This is a genomic window from Vreelandella sp. V005 (assembly GCF_052645115.1).
This window is the reverse complement of record NZ_JBQXYA010000003.1, coordinates 488,955-514,367: the sequence shown is the minus strand read 5'-3', so window position 1 is coordinate 514,367 and position 25,413 is coordinate 488,955. Positions and strand designations below refer to the sequence as shown.

Annotated in this window: 26 protein-coding genes; 20 read left to right on the top strand and 6 right to left on the bottom strand. The window is 56.5% G+C overall.

The features are described from left to right. Positions 1 to 44: 44 nt before the first annotated feature. Together ACUN8H_RS10970 and ACUN8H_RS10965 are read right to left on the bottom strand one after the other, a co-directional pair. Entirely contained in the window at positions 45 to 1,307 is a 1,263-nt protein-coding gene (locus ACUN8H_RS10970) for a heme biosynthesis HemY N-terminal domain-containing protein (protein ID WP_445532162.1), read from the bottom strand. Then, positions 1,304 to 2,308 carry a uroporphyrinogen-III C-methyltransferase gene (locus ACUN8H_RS10965; protein WP_445532184.1) on the bottom strand — a complete coding sequence of 335 codons (1,005 nt, stop codon included), beginning with the start codon at positions 2,306 to 2,308 and terminating at the stop codon, positions 1,304 to 1,306. Before ACUN8H_RS10965 ends, ACUN8H_RS10970 begins: the two co-directional genes overlap by 4 nt. A gap of 7 nt (positions 2,309 to 2,315) precedes the next feature. On the opposite strand from ACUN8H_RS10965, the gene ACUN8H_RS10960 reads away from it, so the two are divergent. Then, positions 2,316 to 2,663 (top strand): hypothetical protein, encoded by a 348-nt coding sequence (locus ACUN8H_RS10960; RefSeq protein WP_445532161.1) that lies wholly within the window; start codon positions 2,316 to 2,318, stop codon positions 2,661 to 2,663. Positions 2,664 to 2,876: 213 nt separating this feature from the next. On the opposite strand, the gene ACUN8H_RS10955 is transcribed toward ACUN8H_RS10960, so the two are convergent. Beyond that, positions 2,877 to 3,656, bottom strand: coding sequence for a uroporphyrinogen-III synthase (locus ACUN8H_RS10955; RefSeq protein WP_445532160.1), 780 nt, complete (start codon positions 3,654 to 3,656; stop codon positions 2,877 to 2,879). Beyond that, on the bottom strand, positions 3,653 to 4,597 hold the full coding sequence (hemC, locus tag ACUN8H_RS10950; RefSeq protein ID WP_445532159.1) for a hydroxymethylbilane synthase: 945 nt from the start codon (positions 4,595 to 4,597) through the stop codon (positions 3,653 to 3,655). The genes ACUN8H_RS10955 and hemC overlap by 4 nt, the downstream gene beginning before the upstream one ends. A gap of 134 nt (positions 4,598 to 4,731) precedes the next feature. Between hemC and ACUN8H_RS10945 the strand changes: the two genes are divergently transcribed. From ACUN8H_RS10945 to ACUN8H_RS10910, 8 genes are all read left to right on the top strand, one after another. Beyond that, entirely contained in the window at positions 4,732 to 7,515 is a 2,784-nt protein-coding gene (locus ACUN8H_RS10945) for an EAL domain-containing protein (RefSeq protein ID WP_445532158.1), read from the top strand. Between the two features lie 81 nt (positions 7,516 to 7,596). Next, positions 7,597 to 9,000 (top strand): argininosuccinate lyase, encoded by a 1,404-nt coding sequence (gene argH, locus ACUN8H_RS10940; RefSeq protein WP_445532157.1) that lies wholly within the window; start codon positions 7,597 to 7,599, stop codon positions 8,998 to 9,000. Continuing rightward, positions 8,997 to 9,128 carry an LPS translocon maturation chaperone LptM gene (gene lptM, locus ACUN8H_RS10935; RefSeq protein WP_295710095.1) on the top strand — a complete coding sequence of 44 codons (132 nt, stop codon included), beginning with the start codon at positions 8,997 to 8,999 and terminating at the stop codon, positions 9,126 to 9,128. The genes argH and lptM overlap by 4 nt, the downstream gene beginning before the upstream one ends. Positions 9,129 to 9,161: 33 nt before the next feature. Beyond that, entirely contained in the window at positions 9,162 to 10,433 is a 1,272-nt protein-coding gene (gene lysA, locus ACUN8H_RS10930; protein ID WP_445532156.1) for a diaminopimelate decarboxylase, read from the top strand. Further along, entirely contained in the window at positions 10,433 to 11,266 is an 834-nt protein-coding gene (gene dapF, locus ACUN8H_RS10925; RefSeq protein WP_445532155.1) for a diaminopimelate epimerase, read from the top strand. Before lysA ends, dapF begins: the two co-directional genes overlap by 1 nt. 16 nt (positions 11,267 to 11,282) lie before the next feature. After that, positions 11,283 to 11,993: a DUF484 family protein gene (locus ACUN8H_RS10920; RefSeq protein WP_445532154.1), complete on the top strand. Its 711-nt coding sequence runs from the start codon at positions 11,283 to 11,285 to the stop codon at positions 11,991 to 11,993. Beyond that, positions 11,986 to 12,906, top strand: a complete 921-nt coding sequence (locus tag ACUN8H_RS10915; RefSeq protein WP_445532153.1) for a tyrosine recombinase XerC — start codon at positions 11,986 to 11,988, stop codon at positions 12,904 to 12,906. Before ACUN8H_RS10920 ends, ACUN8H_RS10915 begins: the two co-directional genes overlap by 8 nt. Next, complete coding sequence (locus ACUN8H_RS10910) at positions 12,903 to 13,661, top strand: HAD family hydrolase (RefSeq protein WP_445532152.1); 759 nt, start codon at positions 12,903 to 12,905, stop codon at positions 13,659 to 13,661. The genes ACUN8H_RS10915 and ACUN8H_RS10910 overlap by 4 nt, the downstream gene beginning before the upstream one ends. On the opposite strand, the gene yihA is transcribed toward ACUN8H_RS10910, so the two are convergent. Beyond that, on the bottom strand, positions 13,634 to 14,272 hold the full coding sequence (yihA, locus tag ACUN8H_RS10905; protein ID WP_445532151.1) for a ribosome biogenesis GTP-binding protein YihA/YsxC: 639 nt from the start codon (positions 14,270 to 14,272) through the stop codon (positions 13,634 to 13,636). The genes ACUN8H_RS10910 and yihA overlap by 28 nt on opposite strands. Between yihA and ACUN8H_RS10900 the strand changes: the two genes are divergently transcribed. From ACUN8H_RS10900 to dtd, 11 genes are all read left to right on the top strand, one after another. Next, entirely contained in the window at positions 14,271 to 14,489 is a 219-nt protein-coding gene (locus tag ACUN8H_RS10900) for a hypothetical protein (RefSeq protein WP_445532150.1), read from the top strand. The two genes, yihA and ACUN8H_RS10900, sit on opposite strands and share 2 nt — an antisense overlap. Positions 14,490 to 14,663: 174 nt before the next feature. Then, entirely contained in the window at positions 14,664 to 15,293 is a 630-nt protein-coding gene (locus tag ACUN8H_RS10895) for a c-type cytochrome (protein ID WP_445532149.1), read from the top strand. A 124-nt stretch (positions 15,294 to 15,417) separates the two neighbouring features. Continuing rightward, positions 15,418 to 16,050, top strand: a complete 633-nt coding sequence (locus tag ACUN8H_RS10890) for a thiol:disulfide interchange protein DsbA/DsbL (RefSeq protein WP_445532148.1) — start codon at positions 15,418 to 15,420, stop codon at positions 16,048 to 16,050. 2 nt (positions 16,051 to 16,052) lie between these two features. Continuing rightward, complete coding sequence (locus ACUN8H_RS10885; RefSeq protein ID WP_445532147.1) at positions 16,053 to 16,889, top strand: endonuclease/exonuclease/phosphatase family protein; 837 nt, start codon at positions 16,053 to 16,055, stop codon at positions 16,887 to 16,889. A 117-nt stretch (positions 16,890 to 17,006) separates the two neighbouring features. Continuing rightward, a complete protein-coding gene (locus ACUN8H_RS10880) occupies positions 17,007 to 17,567 on the top strand; it encodes a TRAP transporter small permease subunit (protein WP_445532146.1) in 561 nt (186 codons plus the stop codon). Then, positions 17,567 to 18,970 carry a TRAP transporter large permease gene (locus tag ACUN8H_RS10875; RefSeq protein WP_445532145.1) on the top strand — a complete coding sequence of 468 codons (1,404 nt, stop codon included), beginning with the start codon at positions 17,567 to 17,569 and terminating at the stop codon, positions 18,968 to 18,970. Before ACUN8H_RS10880 ends, ACUN8H_RS10875 begins: the two co-directional genes overlap by 1 nt. A gap of 173 nt (positions 18,971 to 19,143) precedes the next feature. Then, complete coding sequence (locus tag ACUN8H_RS10870) at positions 19,144 to 20,256, top strand: TRAP transporter substrate-binding protein (RefSeq protein WP_445532144.1); 1,113 nt, start codon at positions 19,144 to 19,146, stop codon at positions 20,254 to 20,256. A gap of 163 nt (positions 20,257 to 20,419) precedes the next feature. Then, positions 20,420 to 21,250 carry a bifunctional hydroxymethylpyrimidine kinase/phosphomethylpyrimidine kinase gene (gene thiD, locus ACUN8H_RS10865; RefSeq protein ID WP_445532143.1) on the top strand — a complete coding sequence of 277 codons (831 nt, stop codon included), beginning with the start codon at positions 20,420 to 20,422 and terminating at the stop codon, positions 21,248 to 21,250. 127 nt (positions 21,251 to 21,377) lie between these two features. After that, on the top strand, positions 21,378 to 22,235 hold the full coding sequence (locus ACUN8H_RS10860; protein ID WP_445532142.1) for a universal stress protein: 858 nt from the start codon (positions 21,378 to 21,380) through the stop codon (positions 22,233 to 22,235). Between the two features lie 87 nt (positions 22,236 to 22,322). Then, the gene (locus tag ACUN8H_RS10855; RefSeq protein ID WP_445532141.1) at positions 22,323 to 22,907 is read left to right on the top strand and encodes a chalcone isomerase family protein; all 585 of its coding nucleotides are present in this window, start codon (positions 22,323 to 22,325) and stop codon (positions 22,905 to 22,907) included. A gap of 65 nt (positions 22,908 to 22,972) precedes the next feature. Beyond that, entirely contained in the window at positions 22,973 to 23,410 is a 438-nt protein-coding gene (gene dtd, locus ACUN8H_RS10850; protein WP_445532140.1) for a D-aminoacyl-tRNA deacylase, read from the top strand. Positions 23,411 to 23,435: 25 nt separating this feature from the next. Here dtd and ACUN8H_RS10845 read toward each other — a convergent pair whose 3' ends face one another. After that, positions 23,436 to 25,412 carry an ABC-F family ATP-binding cassette domain-containing protein gene (locus tag ACUN8H_RS10845; RefSeq protein ID WP_445532139.1) on the bottom strand — a complete coding sequence of 659 codons (1,977 nt, stop codon included), beginning with the start codon at positions 25,410 to 25,412 and terminating at the stop codon, positions 23,436 to 23,438. Between the last annotated feature and the right edge of the window lies 1 nt (position 25,413).

Genomic DNA, 25,413 nt, shown 5'->3' with positions numbered 1-25,413 from the left:
TTTGCGTGTTCTAAAGCCGCTTTTTCAATGACAAAAACGCTAGGTTACGCACGTTTTTTGGCCACTTTCCCATCCGGCTTTTTGCTATCGTTAGCATCGCTGGGTTGAGGCAGCGAGGGTAGCGATTTAGCCAGCATTTCGACGCTGTGGCGGTAATAGAGTTGGCTTTTGTTATGCTCGCCAAGGCTGGCATAAAGGCGGGCAAGTTCAGCACATACCACGCCGTTGGGACGTTGACGCTGGCTGGCTTCAAAGTACTCTTGCGCTTTTGCCCACTGGCCAACACGCAGCGAGAGGCGCCCACAGGCGAGCAGCAGCTCGGGGTCGTTGGGGCGTTCCTGCAGCCACTTCTCCGCTTTCGCCAGTTGGCGACCTGCGTCCACGTTGAGCAGGCCGTAGCGTTTTACTAAGCGTGCATCCCAGTGGTGATCCAGTGAGTGGTTGAGCAAACGTTCGGCAATCGGCTCTTCATTGGCTTGGATCAGCGCTTCGGAATAGAGCACGATTAACTCAGTATTGCCGCGCAGGTAGTCAGGCATATCGGCCCACAACCCACGTACCCGTTCAATGTTGGTGGGGTTTTGCGCTTCAAATATGATCAGCTCACGATAGGCTTTGAATTCCAATTGCTCACGCTCTTGCTGAGTAATGAGCTTTTGCGCGGCTAGCCGGGGAATCAAACGCCGTAAGCCTTCCCAGTCATTAACACTTAAATGTACTTGCTTGAGTAGCTTGAGTACCTGGGGGTGGTTCGAGAGTTTTTTATCCAACCGGTTTAGGATCGCCAACGCCTCTTCTGGCTGCTGGCGCTCAATCATCATTTGCGCCTGCATCAAGCCCACCGCTGTATCAGCGCCGTCGGTGGTGAGCTGCGCCTGATTGAGATGCTCCTGAGATTTCGCGTGATGACCCTGGTAATGCGCGGCCAGCGCTGCCGAAAGGTAGTTAACCAGCGGTGTGCTGGAGTCGTCGGCGGCATTGACCAGGGTTTTTTCGGCTTTTTTCCAGCGGCCTTCGGTCAGCGCTACCAATCCCCGCTGAGTGCGCTGCATGGCACGACGGTTACGGGCGCGGCTGTTCCAGCTGCGAAAACGCCCCATCGGGCGAATAATGCCGCTGAGTAGACGCAATACAAAGTGCAGCACGATAAACGCAGCGAAGAGGAGCACCAAGCCAAACCAGAACGAGGTTTGGATGGAGGAGTCGCCCACGCGGATCAGCCAGTAGCCGGGTACCGACATCATCAGGTGCCCAAACAGAGCGCCGACGGCCAGCCCGGCGACAATGAGGAGTACGAGCTTTCTCATGCATCACCTCCGCTTTGGCCACGCGTCTCATAACGGTTGTCGATAAAGCGTGCCAACGCCTGCTGTGAGGCGCTGATATCGGGCAGCTCGGGTTTTACTTCAGCTTCTTTGAGTTCTTGAAGGCGCGTAATGACGCTTTGTGTCTCTTCGCGAGAGGTGTCGTAGTAGTCGTTTAGCAGCTGTAGCGCTTTGTCGATACTCGCGTCATAAAGCGCTTTCTCTTCGTTGAGCAGGGCTAGCTGCGTCTGTTCCAGCACCAGGCGCAGGCTCTGACGTAGGTAAGACTCCTGCTCCGGGGTGATCAATGCTTCCAGGGCTTCGTCGTGATGGCGAACCACCACCAAGTCTTTAAGCTCTTCACCGAAGCGCGCCAGCTGACGTTGGAAAGTACCGGTAGGTGGCTCCTCGATGCCCGAGGTAACCGGCTGTTGCTCAATTTCTTGCGAGAGGCGCAGGTCGGAAATGCGCTCTTGCTGGGCATTAAGCGCTAAATAAAGGCCGGTGCGGTCTACCTGTGGCACTGCGTCTAGTGCGGCTAGCTCATTGGCAATTGCTTCACGCACGGGGGTCAACGCTGGGTTGTCAGCATCCGCGAGGCGGGCATCGGCAGTACGCAACAAGGCAGCGGCGCCTTCAACGTCGCCTTCGAGTTGCAGGCGCTGGTTGGCTAGGCGAAGCAGATAAGCGGCTTCAGCATGCAGCCATTCATGCTCGTCGGTATCCTGCTCTTGAGAGAGCTGGTCAAGTACGTCGCTCAACGTCTCGTCGACATCGCTGCGGTAGCTGTCGAATTCGCTACGCAGGTCACTCAACGCGCTCTGCAGCGCTTCATCGCGTTCCGCTTCGCCGCTGTCTAGACGCGACTCCAACTCGCTGACCGCCTGTTGCGAAGCGCTACCTTCCGTCTGTTGAGCCAGCTCGTCGATGCGCTGCTGCTGGCTATCCAGGCGCTGCCACCCTTGCCAAGCAACGAGTGCTAAGGCAATGGCCAGGATAAGCACCAAAGCAATGGCGAGACCGCTGCCCTTTTTACCGCCATTCCCGCCGCCACCATGGCCCGTGCCGCCGCCGCTTTTGGGGGTGGCTGAAGAGGGGGTAGCAGAGGAGGAGGTGCTGCCAGTTTTGTTGGCAGTGGGTTTCGTAGCACTCGCGCCGGTGCTCAAGGTACTGCTGGGCGAAGCTGCGCTTGGTGAAGTCGCTGCCGTGCTGCTGCTTTTAGACGCGCTGGAAGCAGTCGATGACGATTTATCGGCCGGTTTCGCATCCGCCTGCGTGCCGGTCGTAGCAGTGCTCTTTTCTGAACTCTTTTCTGAGTGGCTATCTGGTGAGCTAGCAGCAGGTGAGCCGGTACTCTGAGAACCTTTTCCACGCCGCCGCGAACGACTATTTTTTGCCCCACTGTGTGACGTTGTGGCTGAGCTCGGCGGGGGCGTCGGCGTGCTAGGCTCAGTGGCGTCGGTCGTGGACGCTGTTTTGTCAGTCGTCTTGGGGACACCTTGAGAGGCATCAGTGGACGTCGGTTGTACATCGTCCTGATCGTTTACTTGTTTGCTCATCTGTCGCTAGCCCTTAGTAAGTTCCTTGATCGACATCGGCACCCTGTGGGTCGCAGGTCTCCAACGCCGCTATCAATGCAGCTGGCGTTGCTCCGGACGCCACCTTGAGGTCGCAAAACCCCAGTATGCCAGCCAGTGTAGCCAAACGGCGACTGGAAACGATTAGCGGTTGGTTCAAGGCCGCCTGATTGCACCATTTTGCCAGATGTTCCAGCAGTTCGCTGCTGGTGACGATCAACGCCCGATAATTACCTGAAAAAAGGCGTGCCTGCTGAGCAGGTACCAAGGGACGAAATGTGCGCCGATAAACGGCAACGCGTGTCACCTGTGCTCCTCTCTCGGTCAGCGTTTCAGCGAGCAGAGGTCGACCGCCTTCTCCTGCCACCAGTAGAACACGCTGGTGGTGCAATTGCTGCAGTGATGCTAGCGCCAGTAGTGCTTCACTCGTGTCTTCGCCCGCGGCGGGAGAAGGCACGCGTACGCGAACCCCCAGTTGATCGTAAAGCGTTCCCGCAGTGGCACTACCTACACTGTAGTAGTCATTTCCCACCGGCAATTGTGGCCAGTAGCGATCCAGCGCCTCACCTAAGCAGGTGGCAGCAAAAGGGCTGATGACAATTATTTTTTGGTACTGATCGATATCCAGCCAGATGCGCCGCATCGAGGGGTCTTCAGGTATCGCTTCGAGTTGCATCACATTGAGCGATTCAACGCACTCTCCTTGACCACGTAGCGCCGCCGCTAACGCTTCCCCGCGTACTCCTGGGCGGCAGATCAGTACCGGTTGGCTCATAGTTCGCGGCCGTACACCTCTGCCAGAATATCGCCAGCGCCCTGGTCAAGCAGCTCTTCTGCAATGCGAATACCCAGCGCTTCAGGTTCATGCATCGAGCCTCGCCCTTCGGCGCGCAGAACTTCAGTACCTTCTGGATTGCCGACTAAACCGCGCAACCATAAGGTTTCATTGTCAAGATCCAGCACCGCATGGCCTGCAATCGGTACTTGGCAGCCGCCTTCTAAGCGCGTATTCATGGCCCGCTCTGCACGCACGCGCGTGGCGGTATCCGCATCATCCAGTGGTGCCAGCAGTGCGATGAGTTCCGGGTCATGCAAACGGCACTCAATACCTAATGCGCCTTGTCCGCAGGCGGGCAAGCACACTTCCGGTGGGAGTGCCTGGGCAATCCGCTCATCCAAGCCTAAGCGTTTAAGGCCAGACGTGGCCAGAATGATGGCGTCGAATTCGCCCGCATCCAGCTTGGCCAATCGCGTTTGTACGTTGCCGCGTAGATTAAGAATTTGCAGATCCGGGCGGGCTTCGCGCATTTGCAGGCCGCGGCGGAGACTGGCAGTGCCAATGCGCGCTCCTTCTGGAAGCTCATCAATGCTAGCGTAGTGGTTAGAGACAAACGCATCGGTCGGGTCGGCACCTTCTAAAATAACTGACAAGCCGAGCCCTTCCGGAAAATGCATCGGCACATCCTTCATGGAGTGCACGGCAATGTCGGCGCGGCCATCCAGCATGGCGTCTTCCAGCTCTTTAACGAACAGTCCCTTTCCGCCAATCTTTGAAAGCGGGGTATCGAGAATTTTATCGCCCTTCGTGGAAAGTGCTACAAGCTCGACTTCCAGACCGCTGTGTTCCGCCATCAAGCGGTCGCGAACGTACTCAGCCTGCCACATGGCCAGTTGGCTTTTTCGCGTGGCAATGCGCAGTTTTGTGATCGATAGCACGTTATTCTCCCTATACCGCAGACACGGCGAGTCAAACTATGGTAAACCTCATCATAAAGCACCGAGCGTCACAGTAAAAATAACGGAGCTAATGATGCGCACGCAACGGGTCTTTTTATGCCCTAGGAAATCGTATGCCCTCTGTGCTTGCTAACGGTCAGTTGGATCAGTTCTTCCGGCTCTCGCAGGACCTGTTCTGCTGCATCGACTTCGAAGGCAGGTTGCTCCAGGTCAACCCCGCGTTTGAGACACTACTAGGTTATTCCGCCGAGGCATTAGTGGGGCGGCGTTGCGGAGTAGTGGTAGACCCGCAGGATCATAGCCAGATCGAAGCAGCCCTAGTACGTATGCAGCAAGGGAAGATTGTGGCCGCCTTTGAAGTGCGCGCCATTGCTGTGTCTGGTCAGATGCATTGGATTGAAATCACCCCGACCGCTGGCGGCGATATTATTTATATTATTGCCCGAGAAGTTACCCAGCAGAAATTGGCACAAGCGCAACTGATGAGCAACCAGCGGCTGTTTCAAATAGCCGGGGAAGCCGCGTTGATTGGGGGCTGGTATGTTGATATGGCAGATGGCTTGCCTATCTGGTCAGACGAGCTCAGCCATATTCATGGTATGCCTTCTGGTTTCCAGCCGTCTGTTGAAGAAGCTTTCAGCTTTTATGCACCTGATTCTCGCGGACGCCTACTGGCGGCGTTTAACGCCTGCTGTGAAAGAGGGGTTAGTTTTGATGACGAGTACGAGATAATAACTCCCCAGGGTAAGCGCTTATGGGTCAGGGCTATTGGCAAAGCAGTACGTGATGCAGAGGGCACCATTATTCAGGTGCAGGGGGCCTCGCAAGACATTACCGAACAAAAACAGCTGCGTGAAAATTTATCCAAACTAGCGAAACGGCTCACCATCACCCTCGACAGTATCACCGATGGTTTCTTTACTTTAGATACTCAATGGCGTTTTACCTACGTCAACCGCGAGGCGGAACGCATCTTAAAGCGCCGTAAAGGCGAACTGTTGGGCCAGCATATTTGGGAGAGCTTTCCTGATGCAAAAGGCAGCCGTTTTGACGACGAGTACCAGCGAGCTGCCCTTCAGCAAAAAGCGGTGCATTTCGAAGATTTTAACTCGCGATTAGGGTTATGGGTGGAAGTGCATGCCTATCCATCAACTGAAGGTCTGACGGTCTATTTCCGTGATGTGAGTGAGCACAAAGCAAGTGAGCACCAACTTATTCTGCTGGAGCGTAGCGTAGAGTCCAGTACCAATGGGGTGATTATCGTCGATGCACAGAGCAGCGATTTGCCCATGGTTTATGTCAATGCTGCCTTTGAACACATTACCGGCTATTCGCGCAGTGAAGCGCTAGGCCGCAACTGCCGCTTTCTGCAGGGCGAAGACACGGACCCTGCCACCGTTAAACTGCTAAGAGAAGCCGTTGCCGAACAGCGTGATGTGCACGTCGTAATTCGCAACTATCGGCGTGACGGAAAAATTTTCTGGAACGACCTCTACATCTCGCCAGTACGTGATGAGACCGGTGATGTAACTCACTACTTAGGTGTTCAGAACGATGTAACGGAGCAGCGCGAATATCAAGCCCAACTGACGTATAACGCCAATCACGATGCGCTGACGGGGCTACCTAATCGGGTTCTGCTTGGCCAGCGCCTGGAAGAAGGCTGCTTGCTGGCGCGCCGCTACCAGCGCTTTGTCGCCGTTCTGTTTATCGATTTAGATGATTTCAAGCCGATTAATGACACGCTGGGGCATGAAGTGGGCGACTTTATCTTGGTCGAGGTCGCCAAACGCATTGAAGATGAACTGCGACCCTGGGATACCGTGGCGCGTTTTGGTAGCGACGAGTTTGTGGTGCTATTGCCCGATTTAGCGCATGAAAAAGATGTCGTGCAGGTCGTCGAGCGCCTGCTGCAACGGCTTACGCCACCTTACTGGTATCGTGGCAGTGAACTGCGCATCACTGCCAGTATTGGCATCGCCATTAATGATGGCAGTACCGACAATCCCCGCCAGTTGGTTCAGCAGGCAGATTTGGCGATGTATAAAGCCAAGCGCCGAGGGCGCAATACCTACCACTGGTATACCGAAGACTTGAATCGCAAGGTGAGCGAACGCGTAAGCTTACGTAGCGCCCTTCAGCAAGCTATTGAGCAGCAGCAGTTTACACTCTATTACCAGCCACAAATCCATGCCCCGAGTGGCCGCGTAGTCGGTGTGGAGGCATTGATCCGTTGGCAGCACCCTGAGCGCGGTAATATTCCGCCGTCTGATTTCATCAGCCTGGCAGAAGATACCGGACAGATTATACCCATCAGCGACTGGGTACTCAGCACCGCTTGTCGGGACGCTAAGCACCTTAACACCATGGGCGTTGGCCCAATCACCATGGCGGTCAACGTCTCCCCGATGCAGTTTCAGCGGCCGGGTTTTCTCGCCTCCATTGAGCAGGCATTGACCGACAGTGGTCTTATGCCACTGCTGTTAGAGCTCGAGATTACCGAGGGCGTGCTAATGGATAGCGCCGAGCAGGCGATTGAGGCATTACAGGGTTTACGTGCGCTGGGCGTCCATGTTGCGCTCGATGACTTTGGGACGGGCTTCTCTAGTTTGAGCTATCTCAAGCGCCTACCGATTAATAAAATCAAAATCGACCGTTCGTTTGTCCGCGATGTGATTACCGACCACAAAGATGCCGCGATCATCAATGGCGTTGTCGCCATGGCGGACAAAATGGGGCTAGAAGTTCTGGTAGAAGGCGTAGAGACAGTGGAGCAGTTTGGCTATTTGACGCAATGTCACTGCGACTACTTCCAAGGCTACTACTTTGCTCGTCCTATGCCCTTAGATGCCCTGTGTGCATTTTTGGCATCCCCCCCTGCGTTTACTGCTCGCTGACCGGGGACTCTGGTACACTTTCCGCAACGACTCCCACTTTCCGTAACGACTTTTACGTTTTGTCAGCAGGATATACCTTCGATGAGCCAAGCTACGAATCAATCTTGGGGCGGCCGCTTTAGCGAGCCCACCGATGCCTTTGTTGCACGCTTTACTGCGTCTGTGAATTTCGACCAGCGCCTGGCGCGCCAGGATATTCAGGGCTCCATCGCCCACGCTACCATGTTAGCCCGGGTGGGCGTGCTGACCGATGACGAGCGCGATGCCATCATTAATGGCCTGAGTGAGATTCAGGGCGAAATCGAGCGGGGCGAGTTTAACTGGTCAGTGCCGTTAGAAGACGTGCACATGAATATCGAGGCGCGGTTGACCGAAAAGATCGGCATTACCGGTAAAAAGCTGCACACCGGGCGTTCGCGTAACGATCAGGTGGCCACCGACATTCGGCTGTTTATGCGCGACGAGATCGACGTGATCGAAGTAGAGCTAACACGCCTGCGTGAAGGCATGATTGAGCTGGCTGACCGCGAAGCCGAGACCATCATGCCGGGCTTTACCCACCTTCAAACCGCTCAGCCGGTTACCTTCGGCCACCACCTTCTGGCCTGGCAAGAGATGTTGGCGCGTGATCATGAGCGCCTGCTGGACTGCCGCAAGCGCGTCAACGTGATGCCGCTGGGCGCCGCTGCCCTAGCGGGCACGACGTACCCGATCGACCGCCATGTCACTGCCGAGCTGCTGGGGTTTGATCGCCCGTCAGAAAACTCTCTAGATGCGGTGTCAGATCGCGACTTTGCGATTGAATTTACCAGTTTTGCCAGCATCCTGTTGATGCACCTGTCACGCATGAGTGAGGAATTGGTGTTGTGGACCAGCGCCCAGTTCAACTTTATCGATCTGCCTGATCGCTTCTGCACGGGCTCTTCGATCATGCCGCAGAAGAAGAATCCCGATGTGCCAGAGTTGGTGCGTGGCAAAACCGGCCGCGTATACGGCCACTTAATGGCACTGCTGACGCTGATGAAGTCGCAGCCGTTGGCCTATAACAAAGATAACCAGGAAGATAAAGAGCCGCTATTCGATGCGGTGGATACCGTGCGCGACTGCCTGAAAGCGTTCGCCGACATGGTGCCTGCGATTGAACCCAAAAAAGCCAGCATGTATGAAGCGGCGCGGCGCGGTTTCTCCACCGCGACCGACTTGGCCGACTACCTTGTGCGCAAAGGCGTCGCCTTCCGCGATGCGCATGAAATCGTTGGGCAATCCGTGGCTTACGGCCTAAAAACTGAAAAAGACCTGTCCGAAATGAGTTTGGATGAGCTCAAGCAGTTTTCGGCGACTATCGAGCAAGATGTGTTCGAGGTGCTCACCTTGGAAGGTTCAGTCGCTGCGCGTAACCATATCGGTGGCACAGCACCGAACCAAGTACGCGCTGCCGCGCAGCGTGCGCGTGAAGCACTCAGTGCGCTTAAGGTGAGCGCATGAAAGCATTGGCAATTGTCACCCTTAGCGCACTGCTGTTGACCGGTTTGGCAGGTTGCGGACAAAAAGGGCCGCTTTATCTGCCGGACGATGCACCGGCGGATGAACAGGCTAGCCAGGCGACTGAATAGGCCGCTGCAGGCCCAGAAGAAGGGAAGATCAACATGGATCATTTTAACTACCGCGATGGCGTGCTTTACGCCGAAGACGTACCGCTGTCGCGGATTGCTGATGAGTACGGCACGCCCTGCTACGTTTACTCGAAAGCCACTTTTGAGCGTCACTTTCGCGCCTATACCGAAGCGCTGGGTAGCCATCCGCACCTGATTTGTTACGCCGTAAAGGCTAATTCAAACCTGGCGGTACTGGGCCTGTTGGCCAAGCTTGGGGCAGGGTTCGATATTGTCTCCCTCGGTGAGCTTGAACGCGTGCTCCAGGCGGGTGGCGACCCGGCCAAGGTGGTGTTTTCCGGTGTTGCCAAGCAGGCCCACGAAATGACCCGGGCCCTGGAAGTGGGCATCAAATGTTTTAACGTTGAATCGCGCCCTGAGCTTGAGCGCTTGAATCGCGTGGCGGGTGAGCTGGGTAAAATGGCTCCGGTCTCACTGCGGGTCAATCCCGATGTCGATGCAGGTACCCACCCGTATATCTCTACCGGCCTGAAAGATAACAAGTTCGGTATCCCGGTAGACGAAGCGTTGGCGGTCTACGAACTGGCGGCAAGCCTGCCCAATCTGCAGGTGAAAGGGCTCGATTGCCATATAGGCTCCCAGCTAACCGAAACCGCTCCTTTCCTGGATGCACTGGAACGCCTGCTGATGTTAATGGAGCGCCTGCGCGAGCGGGGGATTGAAATCGAGCACCTCGACCTGGGCGGCGGTCTAGGCGTTCCTTATCGCGATGAAAAGCCACCCCAGCCGTTCGATTACGCCAGCCAATTGCTGGCGCGGTTATCGCGCTGGGAAGGCGGTGAAGCGCTCACCCTGCTATTTGAACCCGGTCGCTCAATCGCCGCTAACGCTGGTGTCATGCTGACGCGGGTAGAATTCCTCAAGCCCGGTGAAACCAAGAATTTCGCGATTGTCGATGCGGCCATGAACGACCTGATTCGGCCGGCGCTGTATCAGGCATGGCAGGCAATTGTGCCCGTTGATACCCGCGACGTACGCGAAAGCGCCCTTTACGATGTGGTTGGCCCGGTATGCGAAACCGGTGACTTTCTGGGCAAGGAGCGCGAGCTGGCCATTGCCGAAGGGGATCTGCTGGCGGTGCGTTCGGCAGGCGCCTACGGCTTTGTCATGGCCTCGAATTACAATAGCCGACCGCGCGCCGCCGAGTTAATGGTCGATGGCGACAATTGCCACGTGGTGCGTGCACGGGAAACGTTGGCCAGCCTATGGGCAGGTGAGGCGCTGTTGCCCGAAGGGGAGCGCTGATGCTCTTACACTTCACCAAAATGCACGGCCTGGGTAATGACTTTGTCATGGTGGATCTGGTCACTCAGCGTGCCCGGCTGGATGAGGCGCAAATTCGCGCACTGGCCGATCGGCGCTTTGGTATTGGCTTCGACCAACTGCTCGTGGTGGAACCACCCCGTGATCCCGAGATGGATTTTCGCTACCGCATTTACAACGCTGATGGCAGTGAAGTGGAAAACTGCGGTAATGGTGCGCGCTGTTTTGCCCGCTTCGTACGGGATCAGCGGCTAACCCATAAGCATGAAATCCATGTGGAGACGGCGGGCGGTCCGCTGGTACTCACCGTGCAGCACGACGGCATGGTGCGGGTGGATATGGGCCGCCCACGGTTTAGCCCTTTGGCACTGCCGTTCGAAGCCCCCGGCGACCAGCCCCTGCATCCGCTCGAAGTAGGCGGTGAAACGCTGCAGATCGGCGTGGTCTCCATGGGCAACCCCCACGCGGTGCTGCAGGTTGAGAGCGTTGATAGCGCCCCGGTGGCGCGACTGGGACCGTTGGTAGAAGCACATCCCCGTTTTCCCAAGCGTGTTAACGTGGGGTTTATGCAGGTACTCTCGCCCAGTGAAATACGTCTGCGCGTGTACGAACGTGGTAGTGGAGAAACGCTGGCGTGCGGCACCGGGGCCTGCGCTGCCGTGGCCAGCGGGATTCGCCAGGGGCTTTTGAAAAGCCCCGTGAAGGTTCACTTGCCCGGTGGAGAGCTCAGCATTGAGTGGCCCGATCCTGAAGGGGCGCTGACAATGGTGGGGCCCGCTACACGCGTCTTCGATGGCCGCGTAGCACTTAATTAATTCGAGGAGAACGGCGATGTCACAAGCCCCCGAACCCCGCAAAACGCTCGATCCTGATCAAGTGGCGTTCTGGCTGGCGCGTCATCCCGATTTTTTCGTCGGTCGCGAAGGACTTCTGCAACAGCTGCAGGTGCCTCACCCGCATATCGACGGGGCGGTATCCCTACTGGAGCGCTTGGTATTTGATTTGCGCAAGCGCGCGGAAACTGCTGAAGGCCGCCTTGAGCACTTGCTGGAAACCGCCCGCCATAACGAATCCCAGTATCGTCGGTTGCGCGAAACGCTAATCGCACTGGTGGAAGCCCAGGATCGCGATGCGCTGGCGCAAGCGCTGGCTATCCAACTCAGTGAGCGTTTTGAAACCCCCGCCATGGCGCTGTGGTGCCCGGCCACGCTAAGTGATACTGAACCTACGCCACCCCAGCCGCCACGCCACGTGTTAGACCAGCATGCCAGTGCACGGCTGTCCGCGTTGCTGGATGGCCGCACCAGCCGCTGCGTTAAGCTCAGCGTTAGCGACTGGAAATGCCTGCTGCCGCATGTCAAAGCGCCCCGTAAGGCGGGCTCTTGTGCTATTTCGCGCCTTTCGGCGGGCGACCCACTGGGTTATCTGCTGCTGGCAAGCCCCAGCCCGGACGCCTATCGCGCCAGTATGGACACGCTCTTTACCGAGTATCTGGGCGATATCGTGGCGCGTTTGCTGGTGCGTCTGGGCGACCATGGCTGAGGCTACCTCTGAAACATCGATCGCTCAGCACATTGAGGGCTTTTTAGCGCTGCTGGCGTCTCATGCCAGTCCGGCAACGGTGGATGCTTATCGGCATGATTTGGTCGCGTTATGTGCCTTTACCGAGCGCCGCGATGTGACGAATCCGGCAGCGTTAGACACGGTGCTACTACGCACCTTTCTAGGCGCTGAGCGTAGCCGCGGCTTGGCGCCGCGAAGTCTTGCCCGCCGTCGCGCGGCGCTATCACGCTTTGCCGACTATTTAGTCAAGCAGGGCGTGTTGGCCGATAACCCGGTGGGGTTACTGCGCACGCCCAAGCAGCCGAGCCACCTGCCTCGCCCAGTTGATGTCGATGCACTGGCGCGCTTTCTCGATACGCCCCACGACGGCACGCCGCTGGGGGTGCGGGATCAGGCGATTCTTGAGCTGTTTTACTCTAGCGGCCTGCGGTTAGCGGAACTGGCCGCCCTGGATCTGGGCGATTTACAAAACAGCCGGGTGAGGGTGATCGGTAAAGGCAGTAAACCGCGCCAGGTGCCAGTCGGGCGTCGCGCTCAGCAGGCAATGGCCGAGTGGTTAGGCTGTCGTTCAGCGCTTGCACCGGCTGATGAGCTGGCGCTGTTCATAGGGCAGCGTGGCACTCGGTTAGGCCATCGGGCCATTCAAAAGCGCCTAGCAGAGCTGTCGGTAGCCCGAGGTTTGCCGGAGCATTTGCATCCTCACCGTTTGCGCCACTCCTTTGCTAGCCATCTGCTGGAATCGAGCCAGGATCTTCGTGCGGTGCAGGAGCTATTGGGCCACGCCAATCTTTCGACCACTCAAATCTATACCCGGCTTGACTGGCAGCACCTAGCGACGAGTTACGATGCGGCCCACCCGCGTGCAAAGCGCAGCCCAGGGAGTAAACCATGACCCTACTGAAGGCGATTACCTTCGATTTGGATGACACGCTGTGGGACAACCACGGCGTGATGGCGCGTACCGAAGCGGGCCATTACCGCTGGTTGTTGGAGGCGCTTGAAGCTTGGCGAGCGGCACGTCAGGAGCCTGCACTGGCGTTAACCGAAGAGGCGGGCGGGCTTGACTACCTTCAGCGTCGCCAGCAGTTAGCCAAGCAGGTGCCCGAACGGCGCGGAGATTTTACTTGGCTGCGCTTGCGCGCCCTGGAAGCCCAGTTAGAGACTGCCGGGCTGCCCCGCAGCGCCGCGTTGATGTGGGCGGCCGCGGCCATGAATGAGTTTCATCGTCTGCGTGTGCAAGTCACGCCACACCCTGAAGCGGCCGGTTTGCTGGCAGTGTTGACCGAGCGTTATCAGCTGGCAGCCATCACCAATGGCAATATCCACTTGGCGCGTCAGCCGCTGGCCGCCTATTTTCCGGTAGCGATAGCCGCAGGCGAGCTATTGGCACCTAAGCCCGACCCAATGCCATTTCTGAAGGCGCTTTCACGCTTAAATGTGGCCCCTGAACATGCCATGCATGTCGGCGATTCGTGGCAAGAGGATGTGTTGCCCGCCCAGCAACTGGGCATGCATGCGGTATGGATCTCTGAAACGGAAGAGCAGTCGCTCCCCCCGCGTGTTCACCGGATTGCCCATATCAAAGAGCTACCCGGTGTGCTCGAAATGTTAGAGACGCATTATTCAGGCGGTGTATACAGCCACTGATTGAGCTTCTGGGATAGCGTATCGACGCCATCACGCTTGAGGGAGGAAAAGAGCTGAACCGACACCAGGTCTTCCCACTCTTTTAAACGCGAGCGCACTTTTTGTAGCGCAGCGCTAGCAGGCCCTTTCTTGAGTTTGTCGGCTTTGGTCAGCAGGATGTGCACGGGCATTCCGCGCTGATCGGCATAGTCGAGCATCATCTGGTCGAATTCGGTGAGCGGATGGCGCACGTCCATTAGCAGCACCAAACCACGCAGGCTAAAGCGGTTGCGTAGGTATTCGGCCAAATGCTTTTGCCACTCTAACTTAACTGCCTCAGGCACTTTGGCGTAGCCGTAACCAGGTAGGTCGACCAAGCGCCGCGACTCGTCGTTCATAACGCTGAAGAAGTTGATCAATTGGGTGCGGCCTGGCGTGCGTGACGTGCGCGCCAACGCATTCTGTTGCGTTAAGGCGTTGATAGCGCTTGATTTGCCCGCATTAGAACGCCCGGCAAAGGCCACTTCAGCGCCGGTGTCATCGGGGCATAAAGCCAAGGTAGGCGCGCTGATCATAAAGCTTGCTGTCGGGTAGTTCAGCCGAGGGACTGGGCTATCGGGGGAGGTAGTCATGAACTTAATCCTGAAAAACGAACATAAAAGCGGCCTGCTCAACGCGCTGTATCAACGTGCTATGTCAACGAGCTATCAACCCATGATGGCTGCTGCAGCGCGTAGAGTAGAATGCTTGATAGCGACGCATAATAGAGAAGAGAGAACGATAGTGCGACGAATTAACCCTAAAGCAGACCAGGACTTGCATTCCCGCCGCTGGGGTGATTCGTTATAATGCAGGTGGTTTATATCTGCGACCTGGGGCGCTAGTGTACCATCGCCCTTTAGCCGACAGCGACCAGCACGACATGTTGTTCGTTTTGGCGGAGCTAACACTGGTAATTTGTGGAGCCTGGGAAGCGCCCAGGGTGCGTACCAGTCAAACATAAAACGGCATAGTGGAATAGCAATGAGAAAGTTACTGGCAAGCCTAGCAATTACCATGGGCACCGTTGGCATCGCCCACGCTCAAACGGACTATCAGGCCGACGCGGACGCATCGGCTGGCCAAGAAATGTCCCAAGTCTGCGCCGCCTGCCATGGGCAGCAAGGTATTAGCCCATCGGGCGCTTTTCCTAATCTGGCGGGGCAGCAAATGTCCTATTTGGCTAAACAGATTATGGATATCCGTGATGGTAACCGCGTGGTTCCGCAAATGGCGGGGATCGTCGACGACTACTCTGACCAAGATGCCTGGGATGCTGCGGCTTATTTTGCGGGCCAAGACGCTAACCTAGGGCAAACCAGCGACGAAGACGCTGAATTGTTGGCGCGCGGTGAAACGCTTTATCGCGCAGGTGATATGTCCAAGGGCATCCCTGCTTGCTCCGCTTGCCATACGCCTACGGGGATAGGTATTGGAAGTGCTGTTTATCCTGCGCTTTCCGGCCAACACGCTCAATATACCGTGTCTACGTTGCAGGCCTTTGCGTCCGGTGATCGGACCAACAGTCCCAACAATGTGATGGGCGACATTGCTTCAAAAATGAGCGACAACGATATGGAAGCAGTGGCGAACTACGTATTGGGTCTAAATTAAGGCTGCAAAACGTTATGCCGCTTGGTGCCGTTTGGTTCCCTCGTTGTGTGATGTGCCTGAAATGAGGGAACCCACTCCCATAACCACGGTCTGAATTTTCGCTTACCCATGGAGAATTGTTACGATGTTTAAAACGCTAATGGTCGCGATGGCCGGTCTTGGTTTTTCTGCGCTAGTGAGTGCCCAGGAAGTGGTGGAAGGCCAGCATTATGAGCTGCTTGAGTCACCGGTAGAAACCCACGCTGAAGACGACCAAATTGGCGTCACAGAAGTATTCTGGTTTGGTTGCCCGCATTGCTATCGTCTCCAGACACCCGTCAGTGAATGGTACGAGACGCTAGAAGACGACGTTAGCGTAGAGCATATGCCGGCCACCATGGGCGGGGATTGGAATACTCACGCCACCGCTTTTTATGCGGCGGAGTCATTGGGCATCGAAGAGGAGTTGCACGCCGACTTCTTTAACGCTATCCATCAGGATAATCAGTCACTTACAGAACCCGATGAGATCGCTGCTTTCTTCGCCAATTACGGCGTGAGTGAAGAAGAAGCCAAGCAAGCGCTGACAGCCTTTAGTGTGCGCAGTGAGGTCAATGAAGCCAATAACCGCATGCGTGAAATGAAATTGATGGGTGTGCCTGCGTTAGTGGTTGATGGTCGTTATGTGGTGACTCCAAGCTCAGCCGGTAGCTTGGAAAACATGCCAAAAATCGCTGAAGCATTGATTGAACAGGTGCGTACAGAGCGCGCAGAATAACCGTGTTGCGTGAAGCGACGGAGCGGGATGAGTCGGCTTCCAGTAGCCATCGCGCAGCGCTGCTGGAAGATGGCCATTTGCGGCTACTGACGTTTAATTTGCAGGTGGGCATCCAGACGTCGGCCTATCATCACTATTTCACCCGCAGTTGGCAGCACTTGCTGCCGCATCCACGCCGTCAGCAGCGGCTCGATATGATGGGTGACGTGCTGAGTAAGTTCGACGTCGTCGGGCTGCAAGAAGTGGATGGTGGCAGCTTTCGCTCTAGCCGCGTCAACCAAGTGGAATACCTCGCGACCAAAGCGGGGTTTCCCCATCACGTGCAACAGTTAAATCGCAACCTGGGGCGGATTGCCCAGCACAGCAATGGTTTACTGTCGCGCTTAGTGCCTAGCCAAATAGAAGAGCACCGTTTGCCAGGCGCCATGCCGGGCCGTGGCGCTATTCACGCTCGTTTTGGTGAGGGCGCTGATGCGCTGCACGTGTTCGTTGCTCATTTGGCGCTTAGCCACCGTGGTCGTGTTCGTCAGCTTAACTATTTAAGCGAGATCATTCAGCCATTGCGCCACGTGGTGGTGATGGGCGACCTCAACTGTACCCCTGATCAACTGCATGCTCATGAGCGTTTTAGTACCTCGCTGCCGCTACATCCGGTGAAGCCGCTGCTTAGCTACCCTTCTTGGCAGCCACGTCGCGCACTGGACCATATTCTTTTGTCGCAATCATTAGAAGCCGCTGAAGTGCGCGTGCTGGATCACCTCTTCTCGGATCACCTGCCCATTGCTGTCGATTTACCGCTGCCAGAGGCCTGCTTAGCGGCTATTCGCGCTAGCGCTTAGCCTAAGTGATTAGTGCGACAGGCATGCCTTATGGCCTATGGGCGCTGCATTGTGCGCGTATATGCGCTATTGTCTGGGGCGCTGACCCTCCTTAGCCGTTTTACGCGAGACACTTCCATGTCGGACACAACACAACTACCTGCGTTTATCGGTGCGCTGGACCGCGCTTCAGAGTGGTTCGGGCGTACCCTTGCGTGGCTGATCATCATCATGATGTTGATTCAGTTCGCGATTGTACTGCTTCGCTATATGTTCAGTATCAACAGCATTTTCATGCAAGAGCTAGTGATGTACATGCATGCTAGCGTTTTCATGCTTGCCGCTGCCTATACCTTTCGCCACGACGGCCATGTGCGGGTTGATATCTTCTATCGAGGAATGACGCCACGCCGCCAAGCGCTAATCAATGTGGTGGGTATTATTACGCTATTGATTCCGGTAATGATCTTCATTATCGCTTCCAGCCTGGGTTACGTCGCTAACTCGTGGCGCATTTTGGAAACGTCCTCTGACTACGGTGGCATTCCGGCTGTGTATGCACTGAAAACCTTAATACCGCTGTTTGCCGTGCTGATGATCGTGCAGGGCGTGATTGAGGTTGTGCGCAACGGCTATGTCATGGCGGGACGGATAGTGCCTTCTGCCAAGGGCGGGAACCATCTTGAGGAGCGAGTTTAATGCTGGAATTTATGCCGCTTATTCTGTTTGTTGTCATCTGTATCGTCTTGATGTTCGGCTTTCCTGTGGCCCTCTCGCTGGCGGGCACGGCGCTGGCGTTTGCTGGTATGGGACTGGGGCTGGAAGCGATTGGTATTGATGCCAATTTTGACAGCGGCTATCTGGCCGCCTTGCCCAACCGGCTCTACGGCATCATGACCAACCAAACCCTGTTGGCGGTGCCGCTGTTCGTTTTAATGGGCGTGCTGTTGGAAAAATCCAAAGTGGCGGAAACGCTGCTGGACGCCATGGCCCTGCTGTTTGGCTCACTGCGCGGTGGCTTGGGGATTTCGGTGACCCTGGTAGGCATGCTGATGGCTGCCTCTACCGGCATTGTGGGTGCCACGGTGGTCACTATGGGACTGATGTCGCTACCGACGATGCTCAAGCGTGGCTACAGCACCTCCTTGGCGACGGGAACCATTTGCGCAACCGGCACCTTGGGCCAGATTATTCCGCCTTCCATCGCCCTGGTGTTACTGGGTGATGTGCTGTCTTCTGCCTATCAACAAGCACAGCTGGAAATGGGGATATTCAGCCCTAAAACGGTGTCAGTGGGTGATCTGTTTATGGGTGCGCTGGTGCCAGGGTTGTTGCTGGTCGTCATGTATATGATTTATGTGGCTATGGTGGCGTGGTTGCGGCCTCACATGGCGCCTGCTGCTGACCGTGAAGAGTTGATGGCCGAGCTGGGGCACACTTCGGGTATCGGCATGCTGCTGCTGAAAGGCTTGGTGCCACCCGTGGTGCTCATCGTGGCAGTGCTGGGGTCGATACTTAGCGGTTTTGCAACGCCGACGGAAGCCTCGGCAGTCGGTGCCTTCGGTGCCTTGGTGTTGGCGCTGGCTTATCGCCAGCTCGACTGGGCGACCCTGAAAGATGTGCTGCGCTCGACCACTCACGTTACCACCATGGTGTTTCTAATCTTAATCGGTGCCGCGCTGTTTTCGCTGGTCTTCCGCGCTTATGGCGGTGAACACATGGTGACTGAGCTATTTGAGGGGATGCCCGGCGGGGTAGTGGGCGCGACGATTATTGTCATGCTGGTTATCTTCTTGCTCGGTTTTATCCTCGACTTTATCGAAATCACTTTTGTGGTGGTGCCGATTGTCGGGCCGATTTTATTGGCCATGGGGCTTGACCCGATTTGGCTGGGCATCATGATCGCGATCAACCTGCAGACATCGTTCTTAACGCCACCGTTTGGCTTCGCACTATTCTACCTTCGCGGTGTAGCGCCGCCGTCAGTATCCACATCGGCCATCTACCGCGGTGTTATTCCGTTTATCTTGATGCAGCTGGGTATGCTGCTGCTGTTGACCTTCTTCCCCCAGTTGGCAACATGGCTCCCCGATCAGTTTTAATGAAGCGCCGATGAGTTGAATAACATCGCTGCTATCAACGCAAGGAAGTGGCAACCTAACTAAAAGCAATTAAGCTACTTACCAACGGCTTGTAACAAACCGTTTAGCGCACTGCGCTAGACGGTGTTTTCCCTAACCATAATAGTAATAATAGAAAGTAAGAGGGTTATCGTATGAAAGCCAAAGCACTACCTGTCGCCATTGCCATGACGACCGCTTTTTCTGCCAGCTTGCTGGTGGTATCGAGTTTTAATAATCACGCCCAGGCCCAAGAGGACGAATTCCGTTGGAAAATGGTCACGTCCTGGCCGAAGAATTTCCCCGGCGTTGGCCAAGGCCCTGAGCGTTTGTCGCAGTTGGTCGATGAAATGTCGGATGGCCGACTGACCATCGAAGTGTTTGGTGCTGGTCAATTAGTACCGGGCTTTGAAGTATTTGACGCTGTCTCCGACGGCACGGCGGAACTCGGCCACTCCGCTTCCTACTACTGGAAAGGCAAAGCCCCGGCGGCTCAGTTCTTTGCCGCCGTGCCCTTTGGCATGAACGCACAGGAAATGAACGCCTGGTTGAGCTTCGGTGGCGGTATGGAGCTGTGGAACGAGCTTTATGATGATTTCGGCGTTGACGTGTTGGTGGCCGGAGCATCGGGCGTCCAGATGGGCGGCTGGTACAACAAAGAGATCAACTCGGTCGATGATCTCGATGGTTTGAAAATGCGTATGCCCGGCCTGGGTGGCGAAGTAATGAGCCGCATGGGCGTGGCGATCGTCAACATGCCGGGCGGCGAAATCTTTACTTCGTTACAGTCGGGGGCGATTGATGCCACTGAGTGGATCGGTCCTTATAACGATCTGGCCTTCGGTTTGCACCAAGCCGCCGACTATTACTATTACCCAGGCTGGCACGAGCCGACGGTAATGTTCGAAGCGATCGTTAATGAAGAGGCCTGGGCCGAACTGCCAGCCGATCTGCAGGCCATCCTGCGCACCGCCATCAGCGACGTCAACCAAAGCGTACTGGATGAGTACACCGCGCGAAACAACGATGCGCTGGAAACGCTGGTGAACGAGCACGACGTTGAGCTGCGCCGTATTCCTGACGATGTGCTTGCACAAGCCCGCGAGTATTCTGATGAAGTCGTGGGTGAGCTGGCGGCTTCAAGCGAGCTCGCCACGCGGATCTACGACTCCTACCGCGCTTTCCAGGATAAGGTCGAGGATTACCACGCCATCTCCGAACAGGCGTATTACAACGCCCGTAACCCAGAAGGCGACACGGCCCAATAGAGCTGTAGTAATCATCACATAGTAGTAAACAAGCATGACAAAGCCGCCTTCGGGCGGCTTTTGTGTGTCTGGAGTGAATGTTTTCGGCAGCACAATACACGCAGCTTGGGTATCCTAGATATCGAGTGACTGTTTAGCTGCTGATTTTGCCAAAAGGAGCCCCATGTCTAATCGTCCCCGTCTTCGCAATGTGCTTACCATCGCTGGCTCCGACCCTTCCGGCGGTGCGGGCCTTCAGGGCGATTTGAAGACCTTTTCTGCGCTTGGCGTGTATGGCACTAACGTCATCACCGCGGTCATTGCCCAAAACACCTGCGGGGTGGCTTCGGTGTATCCCGTTTCTCCGCAGGCTATTCGCGAGCAGTTGGAGCATCTGCTGGAGGACGTGACGCTGGATGCCGTCAAAATTGGCATGGTTGCCAGCCGCGAAGTCGCTGAGGTCATCGCCGACGTGCTGCGCCAGCATCGGCCGCGTTGGATCGTGCTCGACCCTGTCATGGTTGCCAAGAGCGGTGACATATTGGTCGACGACGCTGGCATTCGCGCCGTGCGCGATATTTTAGTGCCGCTTGCCGATGTGATTACCCCCAATTTACCGGAAGCCGCCGTGTTGCTCGACGCACCATCGCCCACGAGCCTCGACGAGATGGAGGCGATGCTGCCGGGGCTCACGCAATTAGGCGCACCGTACGTGGTGTTGAAAGGCGGACATTTACGCGGGGCTACCTGTCCGGATCTGCTGGCCACCCCCTGCGGTCATGAGTGGCTGCCTGCTTCACGCATCGATACCGACAATTTACACGGCACTGGCTGTGCACTCTCCTCGGCGATTGCCGCCTGCCTTGCGAAGCTACCAGAACACGCCGCGCCCGATGCGCCGGTGGCAGCGATTGGCGATGCCAAGCGTTGGTTGCATGCCGCGCTGGAGGCAAGCGAGCGCTTGGACGTGGGCAAGGGGCGTGGACCGGTTCACCATTTTCACGCCTGGTGGTAAGCCGGCGTTAGGTGCTGCGAGAGCGGTGTAATGGGCAACTTGCGAGAATGCGCAATGCCCACCATGCTAAGGAGTGTTTGCTTAACGGCTTGTAAGGCTGGGCTGCCCAGCCGAGGAGCGTTTCGTTATGCCACGCACCGTCTCAAATACTATTCTATTTGCCACGGATCTTTCCGCTGAAAATCGCGCTGCTTTTGCGCGAGCGCTGCGTTTAGCCTATGCCCAAGGGATTCAGCTTGACGTGCTGCACGTGCTGGATCCCTATCTACCACGACGCGTCTTGCTTGATATGGAGAGCGCGATAGTGGAGGACATTGCCCACACGCTGACCGATTTACGTGAAGATTACGCTCTTGAGGCGCCGAAGACGCTGATCCAAACCGTCACGGGATCAGCCTACGTTGAGATTGTGCGCGAAGCGCATGAGCGTAACGCTGAGCTGGTGGTACTGGGTATGCATCGCAAACGCGGCCAAAAAGACCTGTTGATGGGGACCACGCTGATGCGCGTGCTGCGCAGTGCGCCTTGCCCCGTGGTGGTCGCGTCCTATCAACCTATCCAGCCTTGGCAGCATATTTTATTGCCTATCGACTTTTCACTGACGGCACGACACACCTTGAAAGAGGCGCTGATTCGCTTTCCCGACGCGACGCTGACGCTGTTGCACGCCTGGACGCTACCCGGCGAGTACGAGTTGGGTTCGCAAGCCTATTACGCCCATTGGCGTGAAAAAGAAGTTCAGCGCCTACGTGCTCAGCTAAATAACGAGGTCGAAAGTTTAATGCGTGAGTTAGATGGCGTGCCTGATGTAGAGCTGGTGCTAGAGCAAGGCGCACCCAGCGATGTTCTACAAGCGTATATGAAGCGCCACTCCCCTGACTTGGTGATGATCGGCAGCCGTGGACAGCCTCACCACGTCAGCCAACTCACCGAAATGCTGCTCTGCGAACCGCACTGCGACCTGATGCTGTGCCGCGCTTGGTAGGCAGTGCAAAGAGGGGTAAATATTGTACGAAAATTTTATATGGTGTATTGGTGTGTATAGTTGTTTCTTCATAAAGAGGTTCACGTCATGTTGATACACCACAAGCGCAGGGGGCACTTCTTGCGGCCCATCTTGCTGGTTGCTGGCTTATTGCTGTTGCCTTGGGCGGTGGCCAGTAGTGTGACAGAAAACGGCGAGTCGTTTGCGCGCAGCGTCGAAGAGGAGGGGCAACGCTACACGCTGATCGGTAGTGACGTGTTTCGTTACATGATCTGGACCGCTTATGCGGGGGCCTACTACCAGCTTGAAGGCGAAACCCAGCCGCAGCCGTTAAACAATACGCCCCGGCGTCTTGAGCTCGCCTACTTTCATGCCATTGAAGCCAGCGATTTTGCCGAGGCGACAGAGAAAACGCTTCAAGATACGCTCACGCTGTATGAATTTAACCAGATTGAAGCTCCCTTGGAGCGCCTCAATCAGCGTTTTCGCGATGTAGTCCCCGGTGATCGATACCTGCTTAGCTGGAACGGTGAGCAGCTGCGCCTAGCGCTCAATGGTGAAGTGCTGTTCGAAGAGGAGAGCGCCGAGTTTGCCAGCGCAATGTTTAGTATTTGGCTGGGCGAGCGGCCATTGGACGACGACTTTCGCGATGCACTATTAGGAAAAAACTGACGCGATAAAGGAAACGCTAATGAGCGGGGGTTACAATAGCCGTTTGTTTGCCGTGGAGGAGCGTTTTGAAAGCTCTCATTCAGCGCGTGAAGCGCGCCAGTGTGGAAGTAGATGGTGACATCATCGGCAGTATCGATCACGGGCTGCTGGCGCTGGTAGGGGTGGAGAAGCACGATGACGTGGCTAGCGTAGAAAAACTGCTGCACAAGCTCCTCCATTACCGGGTATTCAGCGACGCCGGTGGCAAGATGAATCAAAACCTCCAGCAGGTGAACGGTGGCCTGCTGCTTGTTTCCCAGTTCACCCTGGCGGCGGATACCCGCAAAGGGCTGCGGCCTAGCTTCTCCAGCGCCGCTCCCCCCGCCCAGGGGAAGGCGTTGTTTGATTTGCTGGTTGCCCAGGCCCGCGCTGCCTGGCCGCATGTCGCCACCGGTGAGTTTGGCGCTGATATGCAGGTAGCGCTGATCAACGATGGCCCGGTAACGTTTTTGCTCGAAAGCTAGCCTATTGATGGCGACCAACTTGCCGCTATTGAGTGGTTTCTTCGCTGGCCAGCAGCTCGGCTTCCATTGCCTCCAACGCCTCTTCAGCGCTGAGCCACTGCTGCTCTGACTGGTCCAGACGCGCTTTAATCTCCGCTTGCTGGCTAAGCGTCCTGGTCAGTTCGGCTTTGCGAGCGCTGTCGGTGTAAAGCGCTGGGTCTGCCAGCACTTGCTCGACTTCCTCAAGGGCTTGTTGGGCGTTTTCCATAGCTTTTTCAGCCTGATCACGCTGTTTTTTAAGCGGGCGGAGCTTCTCGCGTAGCTCCGCAGCTGCCTTGCGGGATGCTTTGCGTGCCTCGCGGCTATCGCCGCTGGGTTGTTGGTTTTGGCGCTCGGCCTTTTCGCCACGAGAGTCACGGCGGCTCTCTTCCAGGCGCGCCTTTAGCCAAACGCGGTAATCTTCCAAGTCACCATCGAAAGGCTCGACGCGGTGATCCGCCACGTGCCAAAACTCATCCACCGTTGCCCGCAGCAAGTGACGATCGTGAGATACCAAAATCACCGTGCCCTCAAAGCTTGCCAGTGCCTGGGTCAGCGCCTCGCGCATCTCAAGATCCAGGTGGTTGGTGGGCTCATCGAGCAGCAGGAGGTTGGGTTTTTGCCAAGCGACGAGTGCTAGCGCCAAGCGGGCTTTTTCACCGCCGGAGTAGTTGGCGACTGTGCCAAAGGCGTCATCGCCCTTAAATCCGAAGCCGCCCAGGAAATTGCGAATCTCCTGGTCGCTGGCAGTAGGAGAGAGGCGCTGCACATGGACAAAAGGCGTCGAGGTAACATCCAACCCTTCGAGCTGGTGCTGAGCAAAGTAGCCAATCGCCAAGTGCTCACCAGGAATACGCTTGCCATTAAGTAGTGCCAACTCACCGGTAAGCGACTTGATTAGCGTCGATTTACCCGCGCCGTTGGGACCTAACAGGCCAATGCGACTGCCGGGCAACAGGGTAACGTTGACCTTGTCCAATTGGATGTTGTCGTCACTTCCATCGCCCGCTTTACCGCGATAGCCTAACTGCGCCTGATCCAATACCAGCAGTGGGCGTGAGGTTTTATCGGCAGCCGGTAAGGTGAAGTGGAAAGGGGAGTCCACGTGGGCGACGGCGATATCTTCCATACGCTCCAGCATTTTGACCCGGCTCTGGGCCTGCTTAGCCTTGGTGGCCTGGGCTTTAAAGCGGGCAATAAAGCGCTCGATCTCTTCCCTGCGCGCTTGCTGCTTGGCCGCTTCGGCCTGCTGGAGTGCAAGCTTTTCAGCGCGGGTACGCTCAAACTGTGAATAATTGCCGCGGTAAAGCTCCAACGTTTGGTGGTGCATATGCACGATGTGATCACACACGGCGTCCAAAAAGTCACGGTCGTGGGAAATCAGTAGCAGCGTGCCGGGGTAGCGGGTCAACCACTGTTCCAGCCACAGCAGGGCGTCCAGATCCAGGTGGTTGGTGGGCTCGTCCAGCAGCAGCAGGTCGGAGGGCATAAACAGGGTGCGGGCCAAATTAACGCGCATTCGCCAGCCGCCGGAAAACGCGGAAAGCGGTCGGCTGAGGTCGGCCTGCACAAAGCCTAGCCCCACCAGTAACTGCGCTGCGCGTGATTCCGCACGATAGCCATCCAGTGTTTCGATCAACCCGTGCAACTCGGCTTCGCGGTGGGCCTCACCGGCGTCACGAGCGGCCAATAAGTCGGCTTCTGCCTGGCGTAGCGCCAAGTCGCCATCAAGGACATACTCAATTATCGGGCGGTCGAGGGCGTCGACTTCCTGAGCCATATGCGCAATGCGCTGACCACCGCTCATCTCGACATCGCCCTGATCGGGTGCAAGCTCGCCCAGCAGGAGTTTGAACAGGCTCGATTTGCCGGCGCCGTTTGCTCCGATAATGCCAGCCTTGACCCCGTTGTTCAGGGTAACGTCGGCATTGTCGAGTAGCGTTTGCGTGCCGCGTTGCAGAGCGACTTGGCGCAGTGCGATCATG